This window comes from Vulcanisaeta sp. EB80, assembly GCF_002078205.2.
The window spans coordinates 1-20,958 of sequence record NZ_LCWN02000036.1 but is presented as its reverse complement, the minus strand read 5'-3'; the positions used below and the strand labels follow the sequence as shown (position 1 = coordinate 20,958).

The 20,958-nt window shown below is 44.8% G+C and carries 21 protein-coding genes and 1 pseudogene; 7 read left to right on the top strand and 15 right to left on the bottom strand.

All coding sequences use genetic code 11. The features are described 5' to 3' along the window. Positions 1-245 (bottom strand): annotated as a pseudogene (locus B7L70_RS07435) (hypothetical protein); the annotation flags it as partial. 48 nt (positions 246-293) lie between these two features. After that, a complete protein-coding gene (locus tag B7L70_RS07430) occupies positions 294-1,856 on the bottom strand; it encodes a phenylalanine--tRNA ligase subunit alpha (protein ID WP_081227234.1) in 1,563 nt (520 codons plus the stop codon). A 159-nt stretch (positions 1,857-2,015) separates the two neighbouring features. Here B7L70_RS07430 and B7L70_RS07425 point away from each other — a divergent pair, with 159 nt between their 5' ends. Genes B7L70_RS07425 through B7L70_RS07405 form a run of 5 tightly spaced genes read left to right on the top strand, consistent with a single transcriptional unit; the run spans position 2,016 to position 6,827 of the window. Next, entirely contained in the window at positions 2,016-2,810 is a 795-nt protein-coding gene (locus B7L70_RS07425; RefSeq protein ID WP_081227233.1) for an electron transfer flavoprotein subunit beta/FixA family protein, read from the top strand. 5 nt (positions 2,811-2,815) lie between these two features. Next, a complete protein-coding gene (locus B7L70_RS07420; protein WP_238376156.1) occupies positions 2,816-3,730 on the top strand; it encodes an electron transfer flavoprotein subunit alpha/FixB family protein in 915 nt (304 codons plus the stop codon). Positions 3,731-3,754: 24 nt separating this feature from the next. Continuing rightward, positions 3,755-5,623 (top strand): (Fe-S)-binding protein, encoded by a 1,869-nt coding sequence (locus tag B7L70_RS07415; protein WP_369907342.1) that lies wholly within the window; start codon positions 3,755-3,757, stop codon positions 5,621-5,623. 27 nt (positions 5,624-5,650) lie between these two features. Beyond that, complete coding sequence (locus tag B7L70_RS07410) at positions 5,651-6,316, top strand: KEOPS complex kinase/ATPase Bud32 (protein ID WP_081227231.1); 666 nt, start codon at positions 5,651-5,653, stop codon at positions 6,314-6,316. Positions 6,317-6,374: 58 nt separating this feature from the next. Further along, entirely contained in the window at positions 6,375-6,827 is a 453-nt protein-coding gene (locus B7L70_RS07405; protein WP_081227230.1) for a 30S ribosomal protein S15, read from the top strand. Here the strand turns inward: B7L70_RS07405 and B7L70_RS07400 are convergent. Genes B7L70_RS07400 through pgk form a run of 4 tightly spaced genes read right to left on the bottom strand, consistent with a single transcriptional unit; the run spans position 6,824 to position 10,653 of the window. Then, positions 6,824-7,279, bottom strand: a complete 456-nt coding sequence (locus B7L70_RS07400) for a UPF0179 family protein (RefSeq protein WP_081227229.1) — start codon at positions 7,277-7,279, stop codon at positions 6,824-6,826. The genes B7L70_RS07405 and B7L70_RS07400 overlap by 4 nt on opposite strands. Before the next feature lie 2 nt (positions 7,280-7,281). Further along, positions 7,282-8,334, bottom strand: coding sequence for a M42 family metallopeptidase (locus tag B7L70_RS07395; RefSeq protein WP_081227228.1), 1,053 nt, complete (start codon positions 8,332-8,334; stop codon positions 7,282-7,284). 49 nt (positions 8,335-8,383) lie between these two features. Further along, positions 8,384-9,430: a type II glyceraldehyde-3-phosphate dehydrogenase gene (locus B7L70_RS07390; protein WP_081227237.1), complete on the bottom strand. Its 1,047-nt coding sequence runs from the start codon at positions 9,428-9,430 to the stop codon at positions 8,384-8,386. 2 nt (positions 9,431-9,432) lie between these two features. After that, positions 9,433-10,653, bottom strand: coding sequence for a phosphoglycerate kinase (gene pgk / locus B7L70_RS07385; protein WP_238376155.1), 1,221 nt, complete (start codon positions 10,651-10,653; stop codon positions 9,433-9,435). 118 nt (positions 10,654-10,771) lie between these two features. Between pgk and B7L70_RS07380 the strand changes: the two genes are divergently transcribed. After that, positions 10,772-11,365, top strand: coding sequence for a pre-rRNA-processing protein PNO1 (locus B7L70_RS07380; RefSeq protein WP_081227226.1), 594 nt, complete (start codon positions 10,772-10,774; stop codon positions 11,363-11,365). Here the strand turns inward: B7L70_RS07380 and B7L70_RS07375 are convergent. From B7L70_RS07375 to tes, 4 genes are all read right to left on the bottom strand, one after another. Next, positions 11,341-12,000: a 30S ribosomal protein S3ae gene (locus B7L70_RS07375; protein WP_081227225.1), complete on the bottom strand. Its 660-nt coding sequence runs from the start codon at positions 11,998-12,000 to the stop codon at positions 11,341-11,343. The genes B7L70_RS07380 and B7L70_RS07375 overlap by 25 nt on opposite strands. Positions 12,001-12,045: 45 nt before the next feature. Further along, positions 12,046-12,303, bottom strand: coding sequence for a KEOPS complex subunit Pcc1 (locus B7L70_RS07370; protein ID WP_081227224.1), 258 nt, complete (start codon positions 12,301-12,303; stop codon positions 12,046-12,048). Next, a complete protein-coding gene (locus tag B7L70_RS07365; RefSeq protein WP_081227223.1) occupies positions 12,287-13,456 on the bottom strand; it encodes a hypothetical protein in 1,170 nt (389 codons plus the stop codon). Before B7L70_RS07365 ends, B7L70_RS07370 begins: the two co-directional genes overlap by 17 nt. A 103-nt stretch (positions 13,457-13,559) precedes the next feature. Continuing rightward, positions 13,560-15,281, bottom strand: a complete 1,722-nt coding sequence (tes, locus tag B7L70_RS07360) for a tetraether lipid synthase Tes (protein ID WP_081227222.1) — start codon at positions 15,279-15,281, stop codon at positions 13,560-13,562. 66 nt (positions 15,282-15,347) lie between these two features. Here tes and B7L70_RS07355 point away from each other — a divergent pair, with 66 nt between their 5' ends. Next, entirely contained in the window at positions 15,348-16,097 is a 750-nt protein-coding gene (locus B7L70_RS07355) for a TrmB family transcriptional regulator (protein ID WP_081227221.1), read from the top strand. 60 nt (positions 16,098-16,157) lie between these two features. On the opposite strand, the gene serS is transcribed toward B7L70_RS07355, so the two are convergent. The 5 genes from serS to B7L70_RS07330 are packed head-to-tail and all read right to left on the bottom strand — an operon-like array spanning position 16,158 to position 20,587. Next, on the bottom strand, positions 16,158-17,567 hold the full coding sequence (gene serS / locus B7L70_RS07350; protein WP_081227220.1) for a serine--tRNA ligase: 1,410 nt from the start codon (positions 17,565-17,567) through the stop codon (positions 16,158-16,160). 52 nt (positions 17,568-17,619) lie between these two features. Further along, the gene (locus tag B7L70_RS07345) at positions 17,620-18,525 is read right to left on the bottom strand and encodes a 3-methyl-2-oxobutanoate dehydrogenase subunit beta (RefSeq protein WP_081227236.1); all 906 of its coding nucleotides are present in this window, start codon (positions 18,523-18,525) and stop codon (positions 17,620-17,622) included. A gap of 5 nt (positions 18,526-18,530) precedes the next feature. Continuing rightward, positions 18,531-19,745 (bottom strand): pyruvate ferredoxin oxidoreductase, encoded by a 1,215-nt coding sequence (locus tag B7L70_RS07340; protein WP_081227219.1) that lies wholly within the window; start codon positions 19,743-19,745, stop codon positions 18,531-18,533. A gap of 1 nt (position 19,746) precedes the next feature. Further along, the gene (locus tag B7L70_RS07335; protein WP_081227235.1) at positions 19,747-20,022 is read right to left on the bottom strand and encodes a 4Fe-4S binding protein; all 276 of its coding nucleotides are present in this window, start codon (positions 20,020-20,022) and stop codon (positions 19,747-19,749) included. Position 20,023: 1 nt separating this feature from the next. Beyond that, the gene (locus tag B7L70_RS07330) at positions 20,024-20,587 is read right to left on the bottom strand and encodes a 2-oxoacid:acceptor oxidoreductase family protein (RefSeq protein WP_081227218.1); all 564 of its coding nucleotides are present in this window, start codon (positions 20,585-20,587) and stop codon (positions 20,024-20,026) included. Positions 20,588-20,958: the final 371 nt, after the last annotated feature.

Here is a 20,958-nt window from a genome sequence, read left to right as displayed (position 1 = left end):
GCCTTTATTGAGCCACGCTTAATTAATCGATAAATTATATATGTTGCCACAACCATAATTAGTATTATGACTGTCACATTATAAAGACCAGCATTTGATGTATTTACTGATTGAAAAGGAGGACCAGCAGGTACCTGTGTTTCTCCAATCCTTATTAATGACAGTATGAGCATTACGGCTATTATTGGTGATATCAATGGTAATAATAAGTGCGTTGATTTAACAATGCGTTCTTTATTCGACACGAAGTAGGTATCTCGACCTAATTTATAACCTTAACTAACCCTCAATCCTCAGGACTTAGATATGTTGTTTATGAACCTCGAGAAGTTAAGCCAATAATTCTTAATGCTACTTAAGTCCCTTGAGAATAGGTCCCTAATGTCCTCTATGTTCATGAGGACCATGGCGATCCTATCGAGACCCATACCAAAGGCTAAAACCCTACTCCTCTTGATACCAAGGGGCATTACAACCTCGGGCCTAAAGATCCCTGAACCAACAAACTCAATCCAACCAAGCTTCTCGTGATAGGCATAGCCCTCTGCAGATGGGCTTGTGAATGGGAAGTACGCTGGCTTAAACATAACCTTCCTTAAACCCATACCCCTAGCTAACGCTTCGAGGATTCCAAGTAGGTGCCTGAAGCTTAGGTTTTCGCCAACAACGATACCATCGGCCTGGTGAAACTCCATGGAGTGCTTCGGGTCCAAAACCTCGGGCCTGAAAACCCTATCTATCGTAAATACCCTATACTCACCATCACCACGTTTATACAATGTCCTAACGGAGACCGAGGTCGTCTGAGTCCTGAGCACAAGCCTAATAGCCCTATTGGGGTCCCACTTGTAACCCCATCCTCTAGAGCCCGTTATCCAACCGTTCTCGTGCGTTTGAGAAACTCTGTTCACAAGTTCATTATCGAGAATTTTACCTGAACTTGGGTATTTGAGGAAGTACGTGTCGTGAATCTCCCTGGCGGGGTGGTCCTGGGCTTGGAAGAGGGCGTCGAAGTTCCAGAACTCCAGTTCCACGTGAGGGCCATAAGCCTCCTCAAACCCTAGTGAGACGAAGACCTCCTTCACGAATCTTAAGAACTCAGCAAAGAAGTGCTTTGTGATTATTGGTGCCTGGGGTGGTGGTATTGATAAATCGAACCTCTTAATCACCATGTTCCTCCAGGTACCACTTCTTATTAGCTCGGGTGTTAATGCCGTAATTACAGTGCTCGATTTTATCAAGCCCCTCATGAACAAGTCCCGCGCCTTATCCGTGGCACTAAGGATTATAATGCTCCTCTCCCTGACCTTGACGATACCCCTCCTCATGAACTCTTGAATAATTGACCTGTGCTCCTGCGATATCTCATCCTCAGCGATGGGGTTCCTTACTGCATCAAGAATAGCTTGCCTATTACTGACCTCAACGAGTTTATCGCCATTAACAATCTCAATGATACCCCTAGCCACCCTCACCATGCCCAATCTTGTTAATGCAGATACTGCATAGTTAACCTCGGTAATTGATATGTTGATATTAAGACCCTTAGCAATGTTGGGTATGTCATTGATGCTAGGCTTACAGTTACAACTAAGTAATACGCGTGCAAGCCTAACCTCGGGAAGACCAAGCTCGAGGTATTTCTTACCTTCATCCGTCAACTCAATATACCTGCGGATCTTCTTGTCAATCTTAAGTAAACCCATGCTTTCTAACTCAGCGATGCTTCGCATGAGGGAATTGGCATCAATGCCCAACTTGGCTGATAGATCATCCACACTCACCGCCTGTGTGCTAATTAGTGCCTTAATTATCTCGAATTCCTCCTGAGGAAGCACGAGCTCGTTATTGCTCATTTACTAATTCGAGGATAAATTAATTATTTTAAGGATTACTTAATCTTTTGGTCAAATCCAATGGTTCCTTGATTTTCTAGAGTTTCCTCATGCATATGTGGGGTTATATAGAGTATATAATAGGTAATGCTAAAAAACATGTGGAGTAATTACGACTGTATGGAGATAGTCGTACTCGTAAAGCTAGCCCTAGACACGGGGCAGTTGAGAATGACCGAGACAAAGATCGACCTTGAGGCGACCCCCCTCAAGATAAGTGATATTGATAGGAATGCCGTTGAGGAGGCGATCAGGGTTAGGGAGAAGGTTGGTGGTAAGGTTCACGTAATCTCAGCCTTGAAATATGGACCCATACAGAAGAGGCAGCAGGAGGCTGAGAGCCTCATCAGGGAGGCATTGGCAATGGGTGCTGATGATGCCTACTTAATAATTGATGATTTATTATTGAACAGTGATCAGTTAATGACGGCCAAGGCAATAGCCGCGGCCATAAGGAAGTTGGGCAGTTATGACTTGGTGATAGCTGGTGAGGCGACAATAGACGGTTACACAAGCCAGGTTGGTCCTAGGGTTGCCGCTGAACTTGGCATACCTGTTGTGACATTCGTTAGGGAGTTGAAAGTCGAGGGTAATAAGGCGATTGCTAAGAGGGATCTCGAGGATGCCGTGCAGACTGTAGAGGTTGCATTACCTGCATTGATTACGGTTACTAGGGAGATAAACGTACCCAGAATACCACCACTACTTCAAATAAGGGCTGCCATGAAGAAGCCGATAAATAGGTTAAGCCTAGCCGACTTAGGCTTATCGCTAAAACCCACTGTCGAGGTTGAATCTATAGTTCCGGTGCAGGTTAAGAGGAAGGGTGTGATAATTAAGGAAGGTACCCTAGATGAGAAGGTGGATAAGTTAATACAAGCATTAATCCAGGAGGGGTTGATAACACCGAGGTGATGGAGATGAAGGCACTCGTAATAGGCTCCATAAACGACACAGGATTAATCGGTCTAGCCCAGAAGTTGGAGAAGCCTGAAATTCATTACCTGCTAATTGGGTCAGGGGATGCGGCACAATTGGGTAAATACGGCGTATCTAAGGTTTACCAACTAGCGGCTCCGGTTGATGAAACCTCATTTGCGGAGACTCTGGTGGATCTAATAAATAAGGAGACATACTCCCTCGTACTCGCACCCGTGAGTAAGTACTTCAAGACAGCAATACCAATGGCAGCTCAAAAGATGTCCGCCCCCCTCCTTGTTGATGTTGTCGATATTAAGCAGGTTGGTAACGCCTTCACTGTGGTATTTAATGGGATTGGAAATAGGACTCAGGTAACCATTAAGGTTACCGACAAAGCGTTCCTAATGGCACCACCAACCAGGTTTAAACCCAGTGAGAACCCAACGGGCACAACAACCGAGACACTACAACCCAAGTCAGTTGGTGCAATTAAGGTGGTCTCAACAGAGGAGAAGCCTAAGGGTAGGGTTAGGATTGAGGATGCCGAGTTGATTGTCTCCGTTGGTAGGGGCTTTAAGAAGCAGGATGATTTGAAACTTGCCTTTGAGTTGGCCGAGGTTTTAGGTGCAGAGATTGGTTGCTCGAGACCCATAGCTGCCGATCTTAAGTGGCTCGGTGAGGATCATTGGATTGGATTGAGCGGGCATAAGGTGAGACCGAAACTGTACTTGGCTATTGGAATAAGTGGACAACCACAACACCTGGCGGGAATGATGGAGTCGAAAATGGTCGTGGTAATAAACAACGACCCAAACGCACCATTCCTCAAGAACTGCGATTACGGTGTGGTTGAGGACCTTTACAAATTCGTCCCAGCCTTAACCAAGAGGTTAAAGGAGGTGCTTAAAAAATAATCCTTATAATGGAGGTGCTTAAGTGTGATTGATCAAGAAATACTCTCGTATTTATTATATGTTTTATATGCAATCAACGTTGGGTTAATACTTTCGTTAATAATCAGGTTATTTAGAGAGGCTTCTGTTAACAAGGTCCCCATAACGGCTAATAGACTTCTCGCGTTTCTGACGCACGAGATTAAGAACGTCAAAAAGAGCATTGTTGAGGTTATGCACATGGCCATATTAGGTGGCGTATCACTATCGATGCTATACACATTGCTGTACCCCTGGATTTATCGGTACGAACTAGCCCATTACGTAATGTTTGGTGTTGCATTACCATTTATAGTAGGCCTTGTTGGTGCGTTCGTATGGAGAGCTCAAGTTCTTGCTAGATCCTTCAGAGTTCATGCTGAGCTTAATGTTGATCACGAATTTAGAAGGAGATCAGCCATGCTTCAGGGCGTGTTAATGGCAATAATAGCCCTAACAACGACTACTTTATCCATGACGATATTACCCACACTGTTTTATGTCGACATTAAATTAATAATTACGGTTTTTGATTACCTACTCATAGTCATATTTTATGCAAGACCCGAAGTTAATCTTTACATAACGTTCGATAGGGGCCTTCCAAATATTAGGATGCCCTTCAACATTAAGGATGTCATTGAGGGCAAGGTTGATGCATCACAAATCAGTATGGGTGTTGGGAAAATTGGTGAGTTCGAGAATTACGAAATACATAGCTTCGACACATGCGTTGAGATAGGGGCTTGTGAGGAGTACTGTCCAGCGGTTAGTGCAGGTAGGCCGCTATCGCCGAGGGTTCTTGTTAGGAAGTTGGCGATCTTAAAGAGTGCCTCAGGTCTTGATGCAGATCCGTTCAAAGTGATAGGCGAGGATGAGCTATGGGCATGCACGACCTGCGGTGCATGCACGTACAACTGCCCTGTTGGTGTTAGGCATATAGACATAATCATGGATTTGAGGAGGAAGCTTGTGGAGTTGGGGAAGCTTGATCAAAAGAAGTCCAATCTGCTGCTCAACATATCGCAGTATAACAACTCAATGGGTATGCCCAATTACGGTAGGCATGATTGGCTAAAGGAGTTAGGCGTTAAGACAGTTCAGGAGAATTCAGACTTTGAGTACCTGCTCTGGATTGGTTGTATGGGTAGCTTTGATAATAGGGCTAGGGAGATTGTGAAGGCCTTGGTCGAGATACTAAGGGAGGCAGGGCTGTTGGATAAGGTGGCGATTTTGGGGGATGAGGAGACGTGTTGTGGAGACCCAGCTAGGAGGCTTGGTGAGGAGAGTAGGTTCCAGGAGCTTGCCCTCAACAACATCGAGTTATTCAAGAAGTATGATGTCAAGGCTATAATCACCATATGCCCGCACGGGTATAATGTGTTCAAGAACGACTATGTTAAGGTCGATCCATGGATGGGTAATGTGAAGGTTTATCACCACGTGGAGTTCCTGAACGAGCTGATTAATAAGGGCGTAATCAAGGTTTCGAGGGACAACGTCGTATTTACAATACATGACCCCTGCTACCTAGCTAGATACAATGGAGTTATAAACCCGCAGAGGGAGATTATCAGGAAGGTTGGTGATTTAAGAGAGCCCGTTAGGCATGGTGCTCAAACATTCTGCTGCGGTGCTGGTGGTGCGAATTATTGGTATGACGTGCCTGAGAAAAAGAGGATTAGCCACATAAGGCTTGAGCAGTTGATGGATACTAGTGCGCAAACAATAGTCACGTTGTGCCCATTCTGCAATGCCATGTTAACCGACGCAGCCAGGGTTAAGGGCGTTGAGGATAAGGTTAAGATTCTCGACATAGCAGAAATAATAAGAGAATCCATTGCAAAGCCCGTTGAAACTAAACAAATCAATTAAAACAATAAGGGGCTCTCATTTCGTAGTATGAGGCGGGAAGTGATTGCCATTGGTGCTGAGGCAATACTATATCTTGAAAATTGGTTAGGACTCACGGTATTAGTTAAGGAAAGAGTACCCAAGGGGTATAGAAGGGTCGAGCTTGATTACTATATTCGCAAATTAAGAACAGCAAGTGAGGCTAGGGCAATGATTAGGGCTAGTATGTTGGGAATACCTGTTCCTCGCGTTTATGATGTCGATCTCGTTAACATGAGAATTAGAATGGAGTATCTAAGAGGGACACCGTTAGTTAAGTTCCTTATATCAGGTAGTGTTAACGCCCAAGTACTCAGCTACCTCCACACAATGGGTAAGTACCTAGGTCTGCTTCATAGTGATGGCATAATCCATGGAGACCCCACACCGGCTAATATACTCATTGTCAATGATAAATTATACTTAATAGATTTTGGATTATCGGAGTTCCTTGGCAGGAGACCTAGGACTAATGATGTAAGGGCCTTGTATAAATTAGCTGTAGATTTGAATGTGACACTCAGGTCATTGGAGGCGCTTCGTAAGGATCAAAGTAAGGAGCTCTTCAATGAATTCTTCCAGGGTTACTCTGAAGCGTTAAGCAACGATATAGCAGTTAGAGTCAGGCAATTTGTGGATAGAATTAGGAAGATGGTGAGGTACGCTGTGAGGTAAAGAGGAATGCACGCATTATGGAGGCAAATTTTTTAAACTTGCCTAGGAATCGTTAGTCGTGCCTCATCGCAGCAGGCATAAGCATGGCAGGAGCGCGAGTACAAGGCCCGTGTCGAAGGTGACACCGTCATGGGTTCAGTACACACAGGAAGAGGTGGAGCAATTGGTCATTGAACTTGCTAAGAGGGGCTTTTCCCAATCTATGATTGGTGTGATACTTAGGGATCAATATGGTATACCCTCTGTTAAGCCCATACTTGGTAAATCAATAAGTGAGGTTCTTCAGGAACACGAACTAGTGTCACAAATACCTGAGGATTTAATGAATCTAATCAGGAGGGCTGTGAGGATTAGGAAACACCTTGAGGAACATCCCAAGGACCTCAGTGCAAGGAGGGGCTTGAACCTTGTCGAGTCTAAGATACATAGGTTGGTAAAGTACTACAAGCGTGTTGGTAAGTTACCGCAAGACTTTGTTTATACGCCAGAGGCATTCTCAATGCTAGCCTAATCAAGGGGTAGGACTTCGGCTATGACGTAATTACCATCCTTACACCTGACCCTACCCACCTCCCTGAGCAACCTTATCTTGACACCATCCTTCAACACCTGGTCACTTGGTGTGTACCTCCTTAACTCATCGCAATTTACCCTAGGCCTTGTGTATGTTATGGTGATTCCCTCAATAAAGGAATTAATGGGTATTGGTGCGATTATTGGCAACTCCTCAACCACTATGGGCACCATGTCCTCGCCAGTCAATAGGCACTTATCGGGCTGAGGAAGACCAACGCGCTTAACCTCAACGATCCTATATACCCTACCAGGCTTAAGCTTTGCAACACAAATGTTGAATAAACGGCACCTTCTGCATTCATCAGGTATTGAGTATAATCTAAAGGTCTTCCCAACAACTGCCTGCTCCTTGCCTATCAACGTCATTATACGCTTACCCTCACTCATGATTACGAACCACCAAAGACCCTGTCCTTTACTAAATCAATATTGAGAAGTAATTCGCTCAACAATGATTTAACCTGCTCAATATCCTCAATACTCGCTAATGATGCTGGTGAGTGTATGTAACGGGCTGGTGTTGATAAGACCAATGTGGGCACGCCAGTGCTGTGTACATGCACAGCGCCAGCATCTGTACCACCATATGGATTAACCTGGACCTGGTACTTAATTCCCCTAGATTCCGCAAGCTCCAGGGCTGTGGTTAGTAGCCTTGGGTGGGTAATCATGGACCTATCAAAAGCCCTCAAGGCAACCCCACCCCCAACCCTTGTAATCCATAAATCCTCACTCGTTATAGGCACGTCGGCAGCCACCGTAGTCTCGATAATAAAGGCTAATTGGGGATTTACGTAATTGACAACGGCATTTATACCCCTCAACCCAACCTCCTCCTGCGTATTCCATGCGAAGTACAGCGATATGTCGCCACTAACCTTATTTCTGATGTTTCTTAATACGTCAACTAGGACCGAACAACCAACCCTATTGTCAAACGCCTTACCAATCACGATAGAGCCCCTCTGCCTAAAAATCCCAACAAAAGTACCTGGAGTACCTGGCGCAACACCGACCTTGATTGCTTCATCCTTAGATGTGAAACCTGCGTCTACGTACAACTCCTCAAACTTTGACGGCGGCTTCTCCCTACGCAGGTGCGGTGGGTCGATACCCACAACACCAACGACATCCTCCTTCCTACCCATGAAAACCAACTCCCTATCCAATAAAGCCCAGGGATCAAGACCGCCAATTGGCACGATGCGTAAGAAACCTCTCTGATCAACATGGGAAACCATCACGCCAACCTCATCCATATGCGCACTGACCAAAACCCTAAAGGGACCATTACCCAACCTGGTTATTAGATTACCTAGATTATCAACTCTAACCTCGTCAACATGATCGGCTACGAAACTCAATATGGATTTCCTCACACGATCCTCAAATCCTGAGGGACCGATCTCTGTCGATAGCCTACTCAATAATTCTATATCCATTAGTTGGGCTGATACCTTAGGAACTTAAAAACTTTGAATCTATTCATAATTAAGCTAAGGCGTAATTCTTATTTGTGGTGATGAGGCCTAGCACTTCATCGGTCTTCCTTATTGATGACCACTTATCTGTAAGGCCCATCATGGCCCTTACAGCATCTATGTTCTCGGGCACCACAATACTCTCCTGGTGAACACCTTGCATTAAGAATAACTCATTCTGGGACGCGGTTATTGAGTCCTCAATTACCGCATTCTCAAACACATCACCCCTAGGTCTTCCAATATCCCTGGCCCACTCAATAACCTGGGCTAACGATTCAAACTTCTTAGACGATGCATTGAAAAGCAGTATTCTGGGGGTCTCCTCGAGAACCTTGATCGCCTCGCCCCTACTTATTTGTCCGTCGAATTCCATATTTACCATATGCAGGTGCATCATTGTTGTCGGTACAGCGACGGCCATGGTTATAATATTTACTGACGGTATTACGGTCATAACGTCAGGCCCATGATGACTAGGCACAGTTGCTGGGTTAAAGACCACGTCGTTTATGGGACCCTTCTTAAACTCCCTCGGATCTGCGCCCCTTCTTACTATGTACGCCCTTACCCTCCTAATCCTATACCCATGTATCAAAAAGGCGCTTATTAATCTGGAGAGGGCTGTTGTGTTGCAGCTAACGACCCTAACGAACCTCTTGCCAACAGCCATGTCGTAGTTAGCCAGGGCATTGAAACTAACCTCAGCAACCTCAGCCTCCTCACCACCTTGGAATATTGCCCTAAGTTTCATTGGCTCGTAAAGTTTAGCCTTGTTTTCAGCGCCAACACCATCTGGTGTAGCGTCTATGACGACGTCAATACTTCTTAGAAGCTCATTTATCGTTCCTGACACTTTAATTCTGGCCTTCTCAAATTTACCAACCTTATCTTCGTACGTATACAACCTAATTCCCTTACTCACGGCAACCTCACTCTCGTAGTCAGGGTTCTGCTTAACGACACCGACTAATTCCATGCCATCCATCCTCCTAACCGCGTCAGCAACCCTCTTCCCTATAGTTCCATAACCCACAATGCCTACCTTAACTACCATGATCACACCCAGAATCTAGACCTCGAAATCTCGAGGGCCCTTATACCGGGTAGGTTTGGGTCTGCTAGGAATTGAATGAATGCTCTACCACCCGTTGAAACATGGCTAATCCTATCTATCAAGCCGAACTTCCTCGCTGACATTATCGTATGACCACCACCAATTATTGTGAACTGGGCATTATTCACCATGGATTTCATAACCTCCCTAGTACCCACCGCGTATTTCTCAACCTCAACTAAACCCAGTGGTCCCGTCATTATTGCAATGTCGGCTGAGGCTAGGTGCTTGTTGAACAGTTCTATTGTGGCTGGACCTATGTCAACATTTGATTGGGCTTTCATTGGATTGGCAATGTCGTCATCCGATTGAACAACATCTACGGGAAGTACTATCCTATCATCAAATAACTTCATTGTTTCTAATGCGTCGTTTACTGTATCCTGCCCAGCCTTAATGCCGTTCAATAACTTATTATTGCCATATTTTAAGGCTAGAAATAATTGACCAACTAAACCACCAACCAACACCCTACTAACCAACCCCTTATTGAGTAAGACTTTCATTGTTTTCACCGTCTCAGGGACTTTGGCACCACCTGCTATTAATACCGTGGAGACACCCCTCGTATCTAACACCTTACCTAATGCGCTAACCTCCCTCTCCATAACTAGACCCATACAGCTTGGTAGTACATACGGGAAACCAACAATGCTTGGTTGGGATCTGTGCGCCGTGGCAAAGGCATCAAGTATGAAGTAATTAAACAATGGTGCTAACCTCATTACTAGGTATGTGTTGGCCAATTTCTGAGACTCGCCCTCAATGAGCTCCTCGCTAACAAACCTTAGGTTATCGAGCATCAACACCTCACCGGGCCCCAACCTACCTATCTCTTCGCGTGCCTTTGGTCCCATTACATCATCCACGAACTTGACATCTACCCCAAGGTAATTACTTAATGTCTCCGCATGTTTTTCTAAGGATGCGAACTCGGGCTCCCCGGGCCTTCCTTGGTGAGTAATTACTACGACAGAAAGACCAGAGTTAATTAGGTACCTTATTGTTCTCGAGTGAGCCTCAATTCTATAATCATCAAGTATCTTACCGCCAGCCTTGTCTATTGGCACATTCATGTCAACCCTAACTAAGACCTTACCCTTTAGGCATAGGTTAATCGTTGGGAGTGAACTGGGTATACTGAGTAAACCCATACTACTCATCCATAACTAGGTGGTATATTTAAAATTTTCCTACCATTCTAATAATTATAATTATTAATAATTACCAAACCCACGAAAAAGCAAGCTTTTTAACTAAGGATTAGCCCTATGGCGAGAAATGATTAGTGACTATATGAAAGGCGGATTCAAAATAGTTATTGAGAAAAATAGGCTGAAGGAGTTAAAGGATGCCGCAAAGACTATTGAGGAGGAATTCGGTGTTAAACTCATGATTAATGATGAGACAGGCGAGGTTATGATAATACCCAGCGATAACACGAGCTTTGATCAATTGATGAAGGCTAAGAGCATAATTGAGGCCATATCGTATGGCTTTGATTACGAGGATGCTCAAAACCTGAGGAACGATGACTATGCACTCGAGGTTATCGATCTTAGGGATTACGTGAGTAAGGATAAGGCTAATCAAATTAGTAGGATTAAGGCCAGGATAATTGGTGAGGATGGCAGGGCGAAGAGGGTTCTTCAGGAGTTAACGGATACAAAGATAGTGATTGGGGATAAATACATAGCCATACTTGGTCCTTACGAGAATGTAAAGACAACGAGGGATGCCCTGGAGATGTTAATTAGGGGTAAGCAGCACGCAACTGTGTATAGGTGGGTACAAAATTGGAGAAGAGAGTTAAGGTATAGGGAGTTGATTGAGAAATTGAACAAGACCTATCAGGAAGGTGAGGATGAAGGTTGAGGAGTTGTCTCCATCACCTTTACCTCCTCCGTTGGTGGCTTAGCAACAGCGCCTGTTGGGTACCTCAAAACCTTTATCTTATAAACCTCAACCTTCCTGAGCGGATATATCCTCTTACCAACTGCGAATAATTCATTACTAACATCACCGTACACGGCAGCCTTAACAAAACCGTTAAAATCAACCTTGCTCGAAAACTCTGCTAAAGCGTTCATGAACGCCTTCCTGATAGCTCTCTTTTGGCTTGATTTGGCCCTGGTTGGCGTCATGGCTAGTATGGTGACCCTTAGGAGCGCGTTGTCTGTTGTTTGTATGTCCTGTATTAGCTGTATTAGACTTGAACCCCTCCTTATCAGGCTCTTTATGTAATCCCTGGTTAATTCCATGCCACCAAACCTTGTGTACGCCCTATCTCCCTCAACACGATCTATCTGAAACCTAAGCTTTATGTGTAGATGACTAAGATCCCTTGTTATATCAAATAAGGTTATTTCCACGGTTCTTCCAACCAATTTAGTTGGTTCATCTGAAGGCACCTCCCCAATCTCCACACTGTTGAATAGGGCTGGAACGTAAACTGTGAACCACTTCTTTATCATCCATTTGCCCGTCTTAACCTGCTTTTGCTCTGACACCGCGATCTTATCGCTGGGCGCACAACCCTTTTTATTTTTTTACCTTCATAGTTTATCGAGAGAATTCATCACAATCCTCACATTCCTAAGTAAGTCATCGAGTGTGTTGTAAACACTTAGGAACTCATCACTATTGATGTCATAGGATAGCTCGTAGACTAATTTACCATTATCACATCGAATACTTGACGATAAACCTGGCGGTAAACCAGTTTCATCAGGCATCAACGATCTCATCACTACCTCGCAGTCCTCTGCGGATTCCATCGGTACCACAAGCGTCACCTTACCCCTGATCCTCATTGAATAGACCCTTTACAGCAATTGAATAGCTGTGGCGTTTAAATAATAAGTCGGCATCCTTCACATCCTCATCAAATACACATAATACTTGGTATGGAGCACCTTGGGGTAGAAAGCTTTTGCTTTGTTTTTCGTAGTGAAAGCTCATCATTGAGCACAACCTATCTATTAGGGATAATGATTGACCATAATCAATACTAACATTATTGCCACCCTTAAGCACTTGGTTGATGTAACTTCCTAGCGTTAACACATACTTTGTTACTAGGTTATCCGTATCCTTAACGCTCTCTGGATTGAGTATGGGACTCATGATGCCATTAACATACTCCCAGAGCACGAGCTGAGCCTCTATCGCCAGTATCGAGTCTAGCACGTCAACGTCAATACCACCCCATTTCCTGTTTACAAACATAAGCTTATCCAAGTAATCCCCCCTAAAGTCTGCCTTAAGCACGAAGTCACCTAGGTACTTAAATAAGCTAAGCACCTGTTCTTCATTAAGATCCTTATACATCGCATCAGTCCTCTTGGCAATAGCCCTAACCAGGTTCTTAGCCTCATTCTCATTGCCCGTTATACCAGGTATTATTGGGGAGAACGCTCTTGAGAGGGATACGCTTAAGGGTAATCTAAGGATTCCAGGTAATGCTGGGTAATTGTAAGACTCTGTGGTTAACCAACCATTAAATACGGATATATCGTAATTTGGGACTGTTGTTGATTCATAAATTATTGAGGCTTCCAGGAATCTCATGGAGTCCTTACTTAATTCGTTATTTAATGATTGCCATATTAATTGTGGTAATGAATCTGTGTACTCAATGAAAATGTCTGCATTAACCCAATCAACATCGTGACCGCCCACCACAATGACCGCCTTATTATTTAGGTGCTTCTCGATCTTACTCATGCTCGCTATGGTGGGTGGATCTATGAACAACACCGAGTTGTACTTCTCTATGGTATCCCCCAATTCATTAAGTGAATTCAACGTGAGTAATGTTAGGTGCGTTATTAAGCCATTTTTGAATCGCTCATTTAATAATACTATCGATGCCAATAATGAGTTAATGAATGGAGGAACTATAATTAGTAAATTATCATTTGAACCTATAATCGAATCCAGCATTAATCTGTTCCTAGATCTCACATGTTTTTTATTGAGTGAAGTACTTATTAAATAATTACCTTAAGTCTATAGGATAAATACGGTACCTTTTAACCCGGCAGATTTGTAGAGTTTTAGGGAAGGGTTAGATATAGACCGAGGTGTTCTTGGCAAGCTTTATCTTCAGCCAATCCTTAACATCCATCTTAAAGCTGTGCTCCACCTTATCCCTATGGAAGTTATTCATCGTGCAGAATGGTATTATCCTACCATCAGGTACTGCGTAGTGTATATCACACCTCTGCACCCTCTGTACATCGAAGTTAAATACATCCATGAAGTGCATTATTCCAAGCCCAACAACATTAAACATGACCTTGCCCAATGATTCGTAATCCTTCTTGATCAGGAAGTCCGCTAGAATATTCCTAAAGCCCTTATGCTTAACGTACCTCAGTAACTTAAGGGTTTCGATAGCGGCAACACCTCTCCAGACACCACCCTTAACCGCCTTACTGTGTAAGTCCCAGACTGTCTTCTCGAATCCGTCAACATCAACAACCTTTGTTATTGGTAGGATCTCCCTGGAATCTTCATCGTAATATATGAACGTTGATGCGCCACATACAGGGTTGTTGGTAAAGAGTGGTTTGGGGTCGCCCGTGATCGCCTCGACAAGCTTACCAATAGCCACGGGCCAATTGACGGGTCTCCAATCCCACTTACTAATCTTGCCCTCAGTCTGGGTTGCTATTTCATTGATTACATCAGGTATCGTTATCCTAAACTGCCTAATTTCCTCGGGGGTGTATTCCCTAGCCCTTCCTGCGAAGGCGACTGGTTGTATGTTAATCCACCTAACTACGTCCCTATTCTCTATGGCGAAATCTATTATTTTGCCTATATCCTTATCGTTGTAGTTCTTGGCCATCGTTACGACAAGCACGATTGATCTATGGCCTATCTTCCTGGCATTCTCTATAACTCTCCTCTTGACAGCCACATAGGCTTTCGGATCATAAAGCCTGTGCCTCCACACACCCTGGTTATTTGGGTCTATTGTGTCGAACTGGAGATAAATCGTTGACATGCCAGCATCCAGCAACGCCTTGTAGTAGTCTATGTCATTGGCTATCCTAATACCGTTGGTATTGACCTCAATGTGGTCGAAGCCCAAGGCCTTCGCCATCCTAATTATTTCTGGTAAATCATTCCTTAACGTGGGCTCCCCACCACTGAATTGTATTGCATTTGGTGCCCAGGGCTTCTGAGCCCTCAGTGTCCTCAGCATCTGCTCGATCTGCTCTAGCGTTGGTTCATAGACGTAACCAGCGGCATAAGCGTTGGCGAAGCACACTGGGCATTTCATGTTGCACCTGTTAGTGACATCTATTATTGCTAAAACAGTATTTGTCTTATGTACAGGGCATAGGCCACAACCCTGTGGACAACTGCCGGCGGTTAGGTAGTAGTTTAGATCCGTGTTTGGGTTAGCGGTACCCTTACCTATGTACTCGGGGGCATCCCACTGTAGGAAGTAGTAGTAAAGCTCAGCGTCTCCCCAGTATAGGTCTCTAAACGTACCGTGCTCTGGGCAGGTCTTCTTGAGCCATATTGCGCCGTCCTCCTCATAAACAACCATGGGTATCTGCCTACTACAGACCGGGCATACCGAGACCGAGACCTTCACAACCCTAGTGTGGTCAGGAAGCCCAAACTGCCTCTTCCACATCTGCTGTAACCTCTCATTTTCTAACGCGTTTTTGTAGTGTTTTGGAAGCTTGAATCTGCTCAGATCCACAAGCGGTCTTCTGGGTCTTTGTGCCTCAATCACCAATTCCGTCTTAGCGGGCACTACCTGAACCATTACGGCAATTGGAAGGTAATTCCTTAAAAACTTTGTCACTAACTGATACTCTCAGAAGTGTGAATTATGAGCCTTGAGAAGAGACTCAAGGAATTCGCAGGCTTCGTTGGGTTAACAAGCTACGATATTAAGGCATACGTGGCTCTTGTTGAAAACGGGCCCTTAACTGCAAGGGATTTAGCTGTAAGGGCGGGTATACCAACATCCAAGGTGTATTCCGTACTACATAGATTGTTTAGGCTTGGGTTTGTTGAAATTGATGATAAGAAAAGACCGGAGCTTTTTTACGCGGTATCGCCTATGGATGTTTACAGCAAAATAATGCAGAGGTTCAGCGACTACATAAACTCAATAAGACCCCTAATAGACTCACTACAACTAATGTATGAGTCAGCCTATAGGGGTAAGGTGGCGGCACAGAGTGAAGTGCTTTATGTGGTTAGGGGTCTTGACAGTACTAAGGAGTTCATTATTAAATCCATGGGTTACGGCAATGTCGACATTGCAACACCATACGTAGAATTACTAGACCATAGAATACTTTCCGTGATTGAGAACATCTCAAGAAGCAATGAGGTTAGGTTATTAATAACCCAGGACCTTATTGACCACGTTAAAGACCTCCCACCAAGGATACACATAAGAATGAGAGATAAATTATTCGGTGGTGGTTCAATAGGTACTGATGGAGTTGTCCTAGTTATAAAACATGGCACCGATTACATAAGCCTATACTCTAGGCAGGACTACATAATCGACATAGCCAAGACATACTTCAATTACCTATGGAACAGCTCTAGCGCCCCTCCGCGGTAGGAGTTATAATAATAACTTAAACTTAATTTATCATAAATAAATTGATTAAGTTAAGGAACGTTAACTCAACCCCTTAGGTAATCCCTTCTCGTCCCTTTCAATCTTTCTCCTGGGATATATCGCATCTACAGGGCCCTTGCTGAAGATCTCCAGGTATTTTCTCAAAACCTTTGGTATAATCACTGTGCCATCCGGCTCTTGGTTATTCTCGAGTATTGCCGTTATAGCCCTTGTGCTCGCTATAGCCGTCGAGTTCAGTGTATGCACGAATTCCCTCCTCATATCCTTCCTAAGAACCCTAATACCAAGCTTTGCCGATTGCCAGTCTGTGCAGTTGCTGCAGGACACCATCTCCCTATACTTGCCCTGGGCCGGCATCCAAACCTCGAGATCATACTGCTTGGCGGCGCACCTGCCCATATCATGGGCGCACAGGAGGACTACCCTATATGGTAAGCCGAGTCCTTGCCAAAGTTCCTCCGCGTTCTTTATCAATTCCTCATGCCATTTCCAACTATCTTCGGGCAGGGAGAACACGAATTGCTCAACCTTGTGGAACTGGTGAACCCTGAAGATACCCTTCATATCCCTATTGCCGGCGCTAGCTTCCCTTCTGAAGCTTGGAGAGACGCCTACAAAAAGTTGTGGTAGTTGATCCTCAAGGAGCTCTGCATGCCTTAGGTAGGCGGCTATTGGGTGCTCGGCAGTGCCTATTAGGTATAGGTCCTCATTCTCGACCTTGTAGACCATGTCCTTAAAAGTATCCATGTCGAGGATCTCGGATAACACATCGTACTTGAGCATGTATGGTGGTAAGACCAACCTAAAGCCCTTCTTCGTCATGTAGTCTATAGCATATGCGATCAATGCCAGATCAAGCATTACTAAATCATCAAATAGGTAATAAAATCTTGAGCCGGCAACCTCCCCCGCCTTCAGTGTGTCGCCCATGCCTAGCACATACTCGAGCATGTCGGCATGGCCTACGGGCTTCCATTCAATTGTTTCATAGGGCACGTTAAAGCCAAAGCGTTCTGTTTGCTCCTTAAAGTCATTTATGTAACCAACCCACACCCTGGGTGTTCCGTAGAATCTAATGGGTATTGCATCAACACCCTCTGGGCAGTTGTAGGGTACGTCGTTATGGACAAGGTTTGGGATTGATTTAAGTACCCTATCCCTCTCCCGCTCAATTGCGTTTAACTCCTCCTCCTTACTCTGGATTTCATTAAGTAACTCCTTAGCCTCCCTAATCTTAGCTTCCCTCTCCGCACCGCTCAATTTACTAATCTCCTTACTAATCACGTTATGCCTATGCCTCAATTCATCGATCTCAGCCTTAACACTCCTCCACTTACTATCCAACTCTATGAACCTATCAACAACACTAACATCCATCCTCCTCTTCCTGAGTGAGTCCCTAACAATGTCGGGGTTTCTCCTCAATGCATCTAATAGGCTCCAACTCATTATCTATGACCGGGACTATACATTATAAAAACTTTATTATGATGAAATTTAATCACTTATATATCTCGGCGAGCTTAAGGATTAGATCCCACTGCCTATCAATCTTCTCCTCCATTAACTTAATATCCTCAGGCTTAAGGTGGGCAAACCTGCCCTGAATCTTTAGATACTCCTCCAAGGGCTTCCTCCTAGCCCTATCCTTAAATGGTATGCTGGGTGGACTTATGGTTAGCTTGCCCTGGTTATACTCCCACAGTATCCAGGCGCCAGTCTCAACAGCCAGCCTGGCAGCCCTTATTGTATAGGCGTCATCCATCTTCCAACCCGGTGGGCAGGGCGCATGTAGGTGTATGAACCTAAAGCCCTTAACTTGCATGGCCCTTCTGACCTTGTCTATGAAGTCCATTGGGTAGGCTATGCTTGCCGTGGCTACGTAAGGTACCTTGTGCATTAGCATTATCAACGCAACATCCTTCTTATCCTCAGTCTTCCCCCTTGGCGATGTCGTTGTCCAAGCCATCCAGGGCGTAGTACCACTAGCCTGTATGCCCGTATTCATGTAGGCCTCATTATCAGCCATTATGTATAGTATATCCTCATTCCTATAAGCCGCACCACTCAGTGTGGCGAAGCCTATATCCGCCGTCGCACCATCACCGGCCCAAACAACGACTGGGCCCTCATTACCCCTCTGCCTAACGGCCCTAACAATACCGGAAGCCACCGCTGGGCTTGATGCAAAGGGCACGTGGAGCACAGGCACTGTGTATGCGGTGTATGGAGCCGTACCAGGTATTATGCTTGAACACCCAGCTGGTATCACCATCACGAATTTTCCATCCAGCGCCATCGCTAATTGCCTCATGCCAACCTGAAGTGGGCATCCTGGGCATGCCGCCGTTCCAGGCATTATGAATTTCCTCGTTCCATACTTATGGAGTTCTGTCATCGTGACCATGCCCATCACCCCTCAACCTTCGGAATGTACCAATACTTCCTAATTTTAATGGGACCCTCACGTTCGGTTTTATCTATGAATTCCTTAATTATGCCTCTGAATTCATCTGGGGATACATCGAATCCACCAAGACCGGCTAGGACTCCCTCAAATGACACGTTACTTGGTATGAAGCCGCTTATTTCACTTGCCAATACACCACCTAAGCCCGCTGAGTAGTCCCTATCAAATACTATAACTCCCTTTACACCGTTTATCCATGCGGTGATGTCCTCCTCAGGGAACGGCCTTAGGTACCTGATCCTCAATAGACCTACTGGGTAACCCTCATCCCTAAGCCTCTCTATGGCGCCCATTATGTCGCCACTCCAGGCACCCATCGATACGGCAATATACCTGGCATCACTACACCTATAGCACTCCGTTAATGGTCCATAGTTCCTACCCGTTAATTTACCATACTCATCATAGACCTCAGCAATGACCTTCTTGGCATTCTCCATTGATTCATCCATATACTTCTTAAGCAATGCGTGATAAACATCGTTCTTCGGCATGTTACCCATTGTTATGGGTTCACCACCTGGCTCTATGGTGTATGGAATCCTCGGATTTCTAGGCGGTAGCCAGGAATCCACATCCTCCTGCGATGGTATATCCAGAGGCTCTGCTGTGTGACTTAGTACGAAACCATCAAGGCCGATGGCCACGGGTAATAGCACTTTTTCGTCCTCACTTATCTTGAATGCCGTTAGTGTCATGTCGAATGCTTCCTGCACGTTCTGCGCCATACCAATGATCCAACCACTATCCCTAATTGCGAGTAGGTCCGTGTGCTCATTATGTATGTTCCATGGCGGACCCAAAGCTCTCGTAACCACAGCCATCACAAGGGGAACCCTGGATGCAGCTGCCCACCAGAGCATTTCATACATGTAGAATAGGCCATGGCTTGAGGTTGCCGTGAACGCCCTAGCACCACCAGCCGCTGCTCCATAAACCGTAGCTAATGCCGCGAACTCACTCTCAACCCTTATATAATCAGCCTTAAGCTCACCCCTTTCTATCATCTCGCTTATCCTCTCAACAATGAGCGTTTGTGGTGTTATTGGGTATGCAGAAATAACGTTGACCCTAGCCAACTTAACTGCCTCTGCAACCGCGTGGTCGCCAACCAGGACCTTCTTAACCTGCTTTGCCAATGATATCTGCCCTGTCATCTCACACCACCCCCTCCCTAACCATATCTATTGCCTTTACGGGACATACGTCTGCGCATATTCCGCATCCCTTACAATAATCGTAATTAATCCTGACATTCTTATCCTCAAGCCAATCAATAACATTCTCTGGGCAGTACAGCCAGCATAAACCACACTTCGTACACTTGGAGTAATTGACCACAGGCCTGTACACACGCCAGGTACCAGTTCTACCACCAGCACCCGCCGCAGGTGTTGATAGTAGGAGACCCTTTAGCTTCTCGGCAACGCTCATGTCACTCACCCCTAACTAACTCATAACCCATCTTAACAGCCTCTGCATTTAATTTAACAAGGTTCTCCCTACCGACGAACTCAGGCAATGACTTAATTATTGAATCAAGACTAACAACACCAGTAACCTTAGCCACGGCACCAAGTAATGGCGTGCTCACTATATGCCAACCGGCAATGATGAGACCAAGCTTCTCGCTAATTGATGTTGCATCAACATAGTAAGTCCTATACCCAGTCCTAATTGGTGCGGACGAATTAACAATAATTATCGAATCCCTACTCTTCATGAGATCATCAATATTCACAAGATCGAGGACGTTGGATACGAGAACCACCAACACATCAGCCCTCCTAATATTACTATGGAGGCTAACGGGCTCATCAGCAATCCTCGCATAGGACTTAACCACAGCACCCCTACGCTCAGCACCAAACTCGGGAATAGCCTGGCCCCACTTACCATCCTTAAGAGCAGCGGACACTAGGATCCTAGCCGCAGTAACGCCGCCCTGACCACCCCTGCCAAGTATTATGAATTCTGTTACCTTAGCCATACCAATCATGAACCGTAGACACTAGGGTATTTATAAATGCTTCTGGTAGGTTATTTATTTCTAAATGATAAAAATAGTTAAATATAAACCAATGATTTAACTGGATCATCTTAATAAACAACCCACGAATAACGTAAACCGAAACTATCGATATAATCGCTATATAATCAATTGTTTATTAAAAGCTTTCTCAGGAAATTACCACTAATCTTGAGGAATTATTTTTGCTCTAAGTAAAATGATCACTTACGATAGCCAATCCTAAGCCTAACCCAATCCCTTGTCTGTAAGGACCTCCTTACAAAAATTGGTAGATAGTTACCTAACCTCCTAATTTCATCCTTAGCAACCGTATTCCACGCAGGGCATTCCTTATCGAT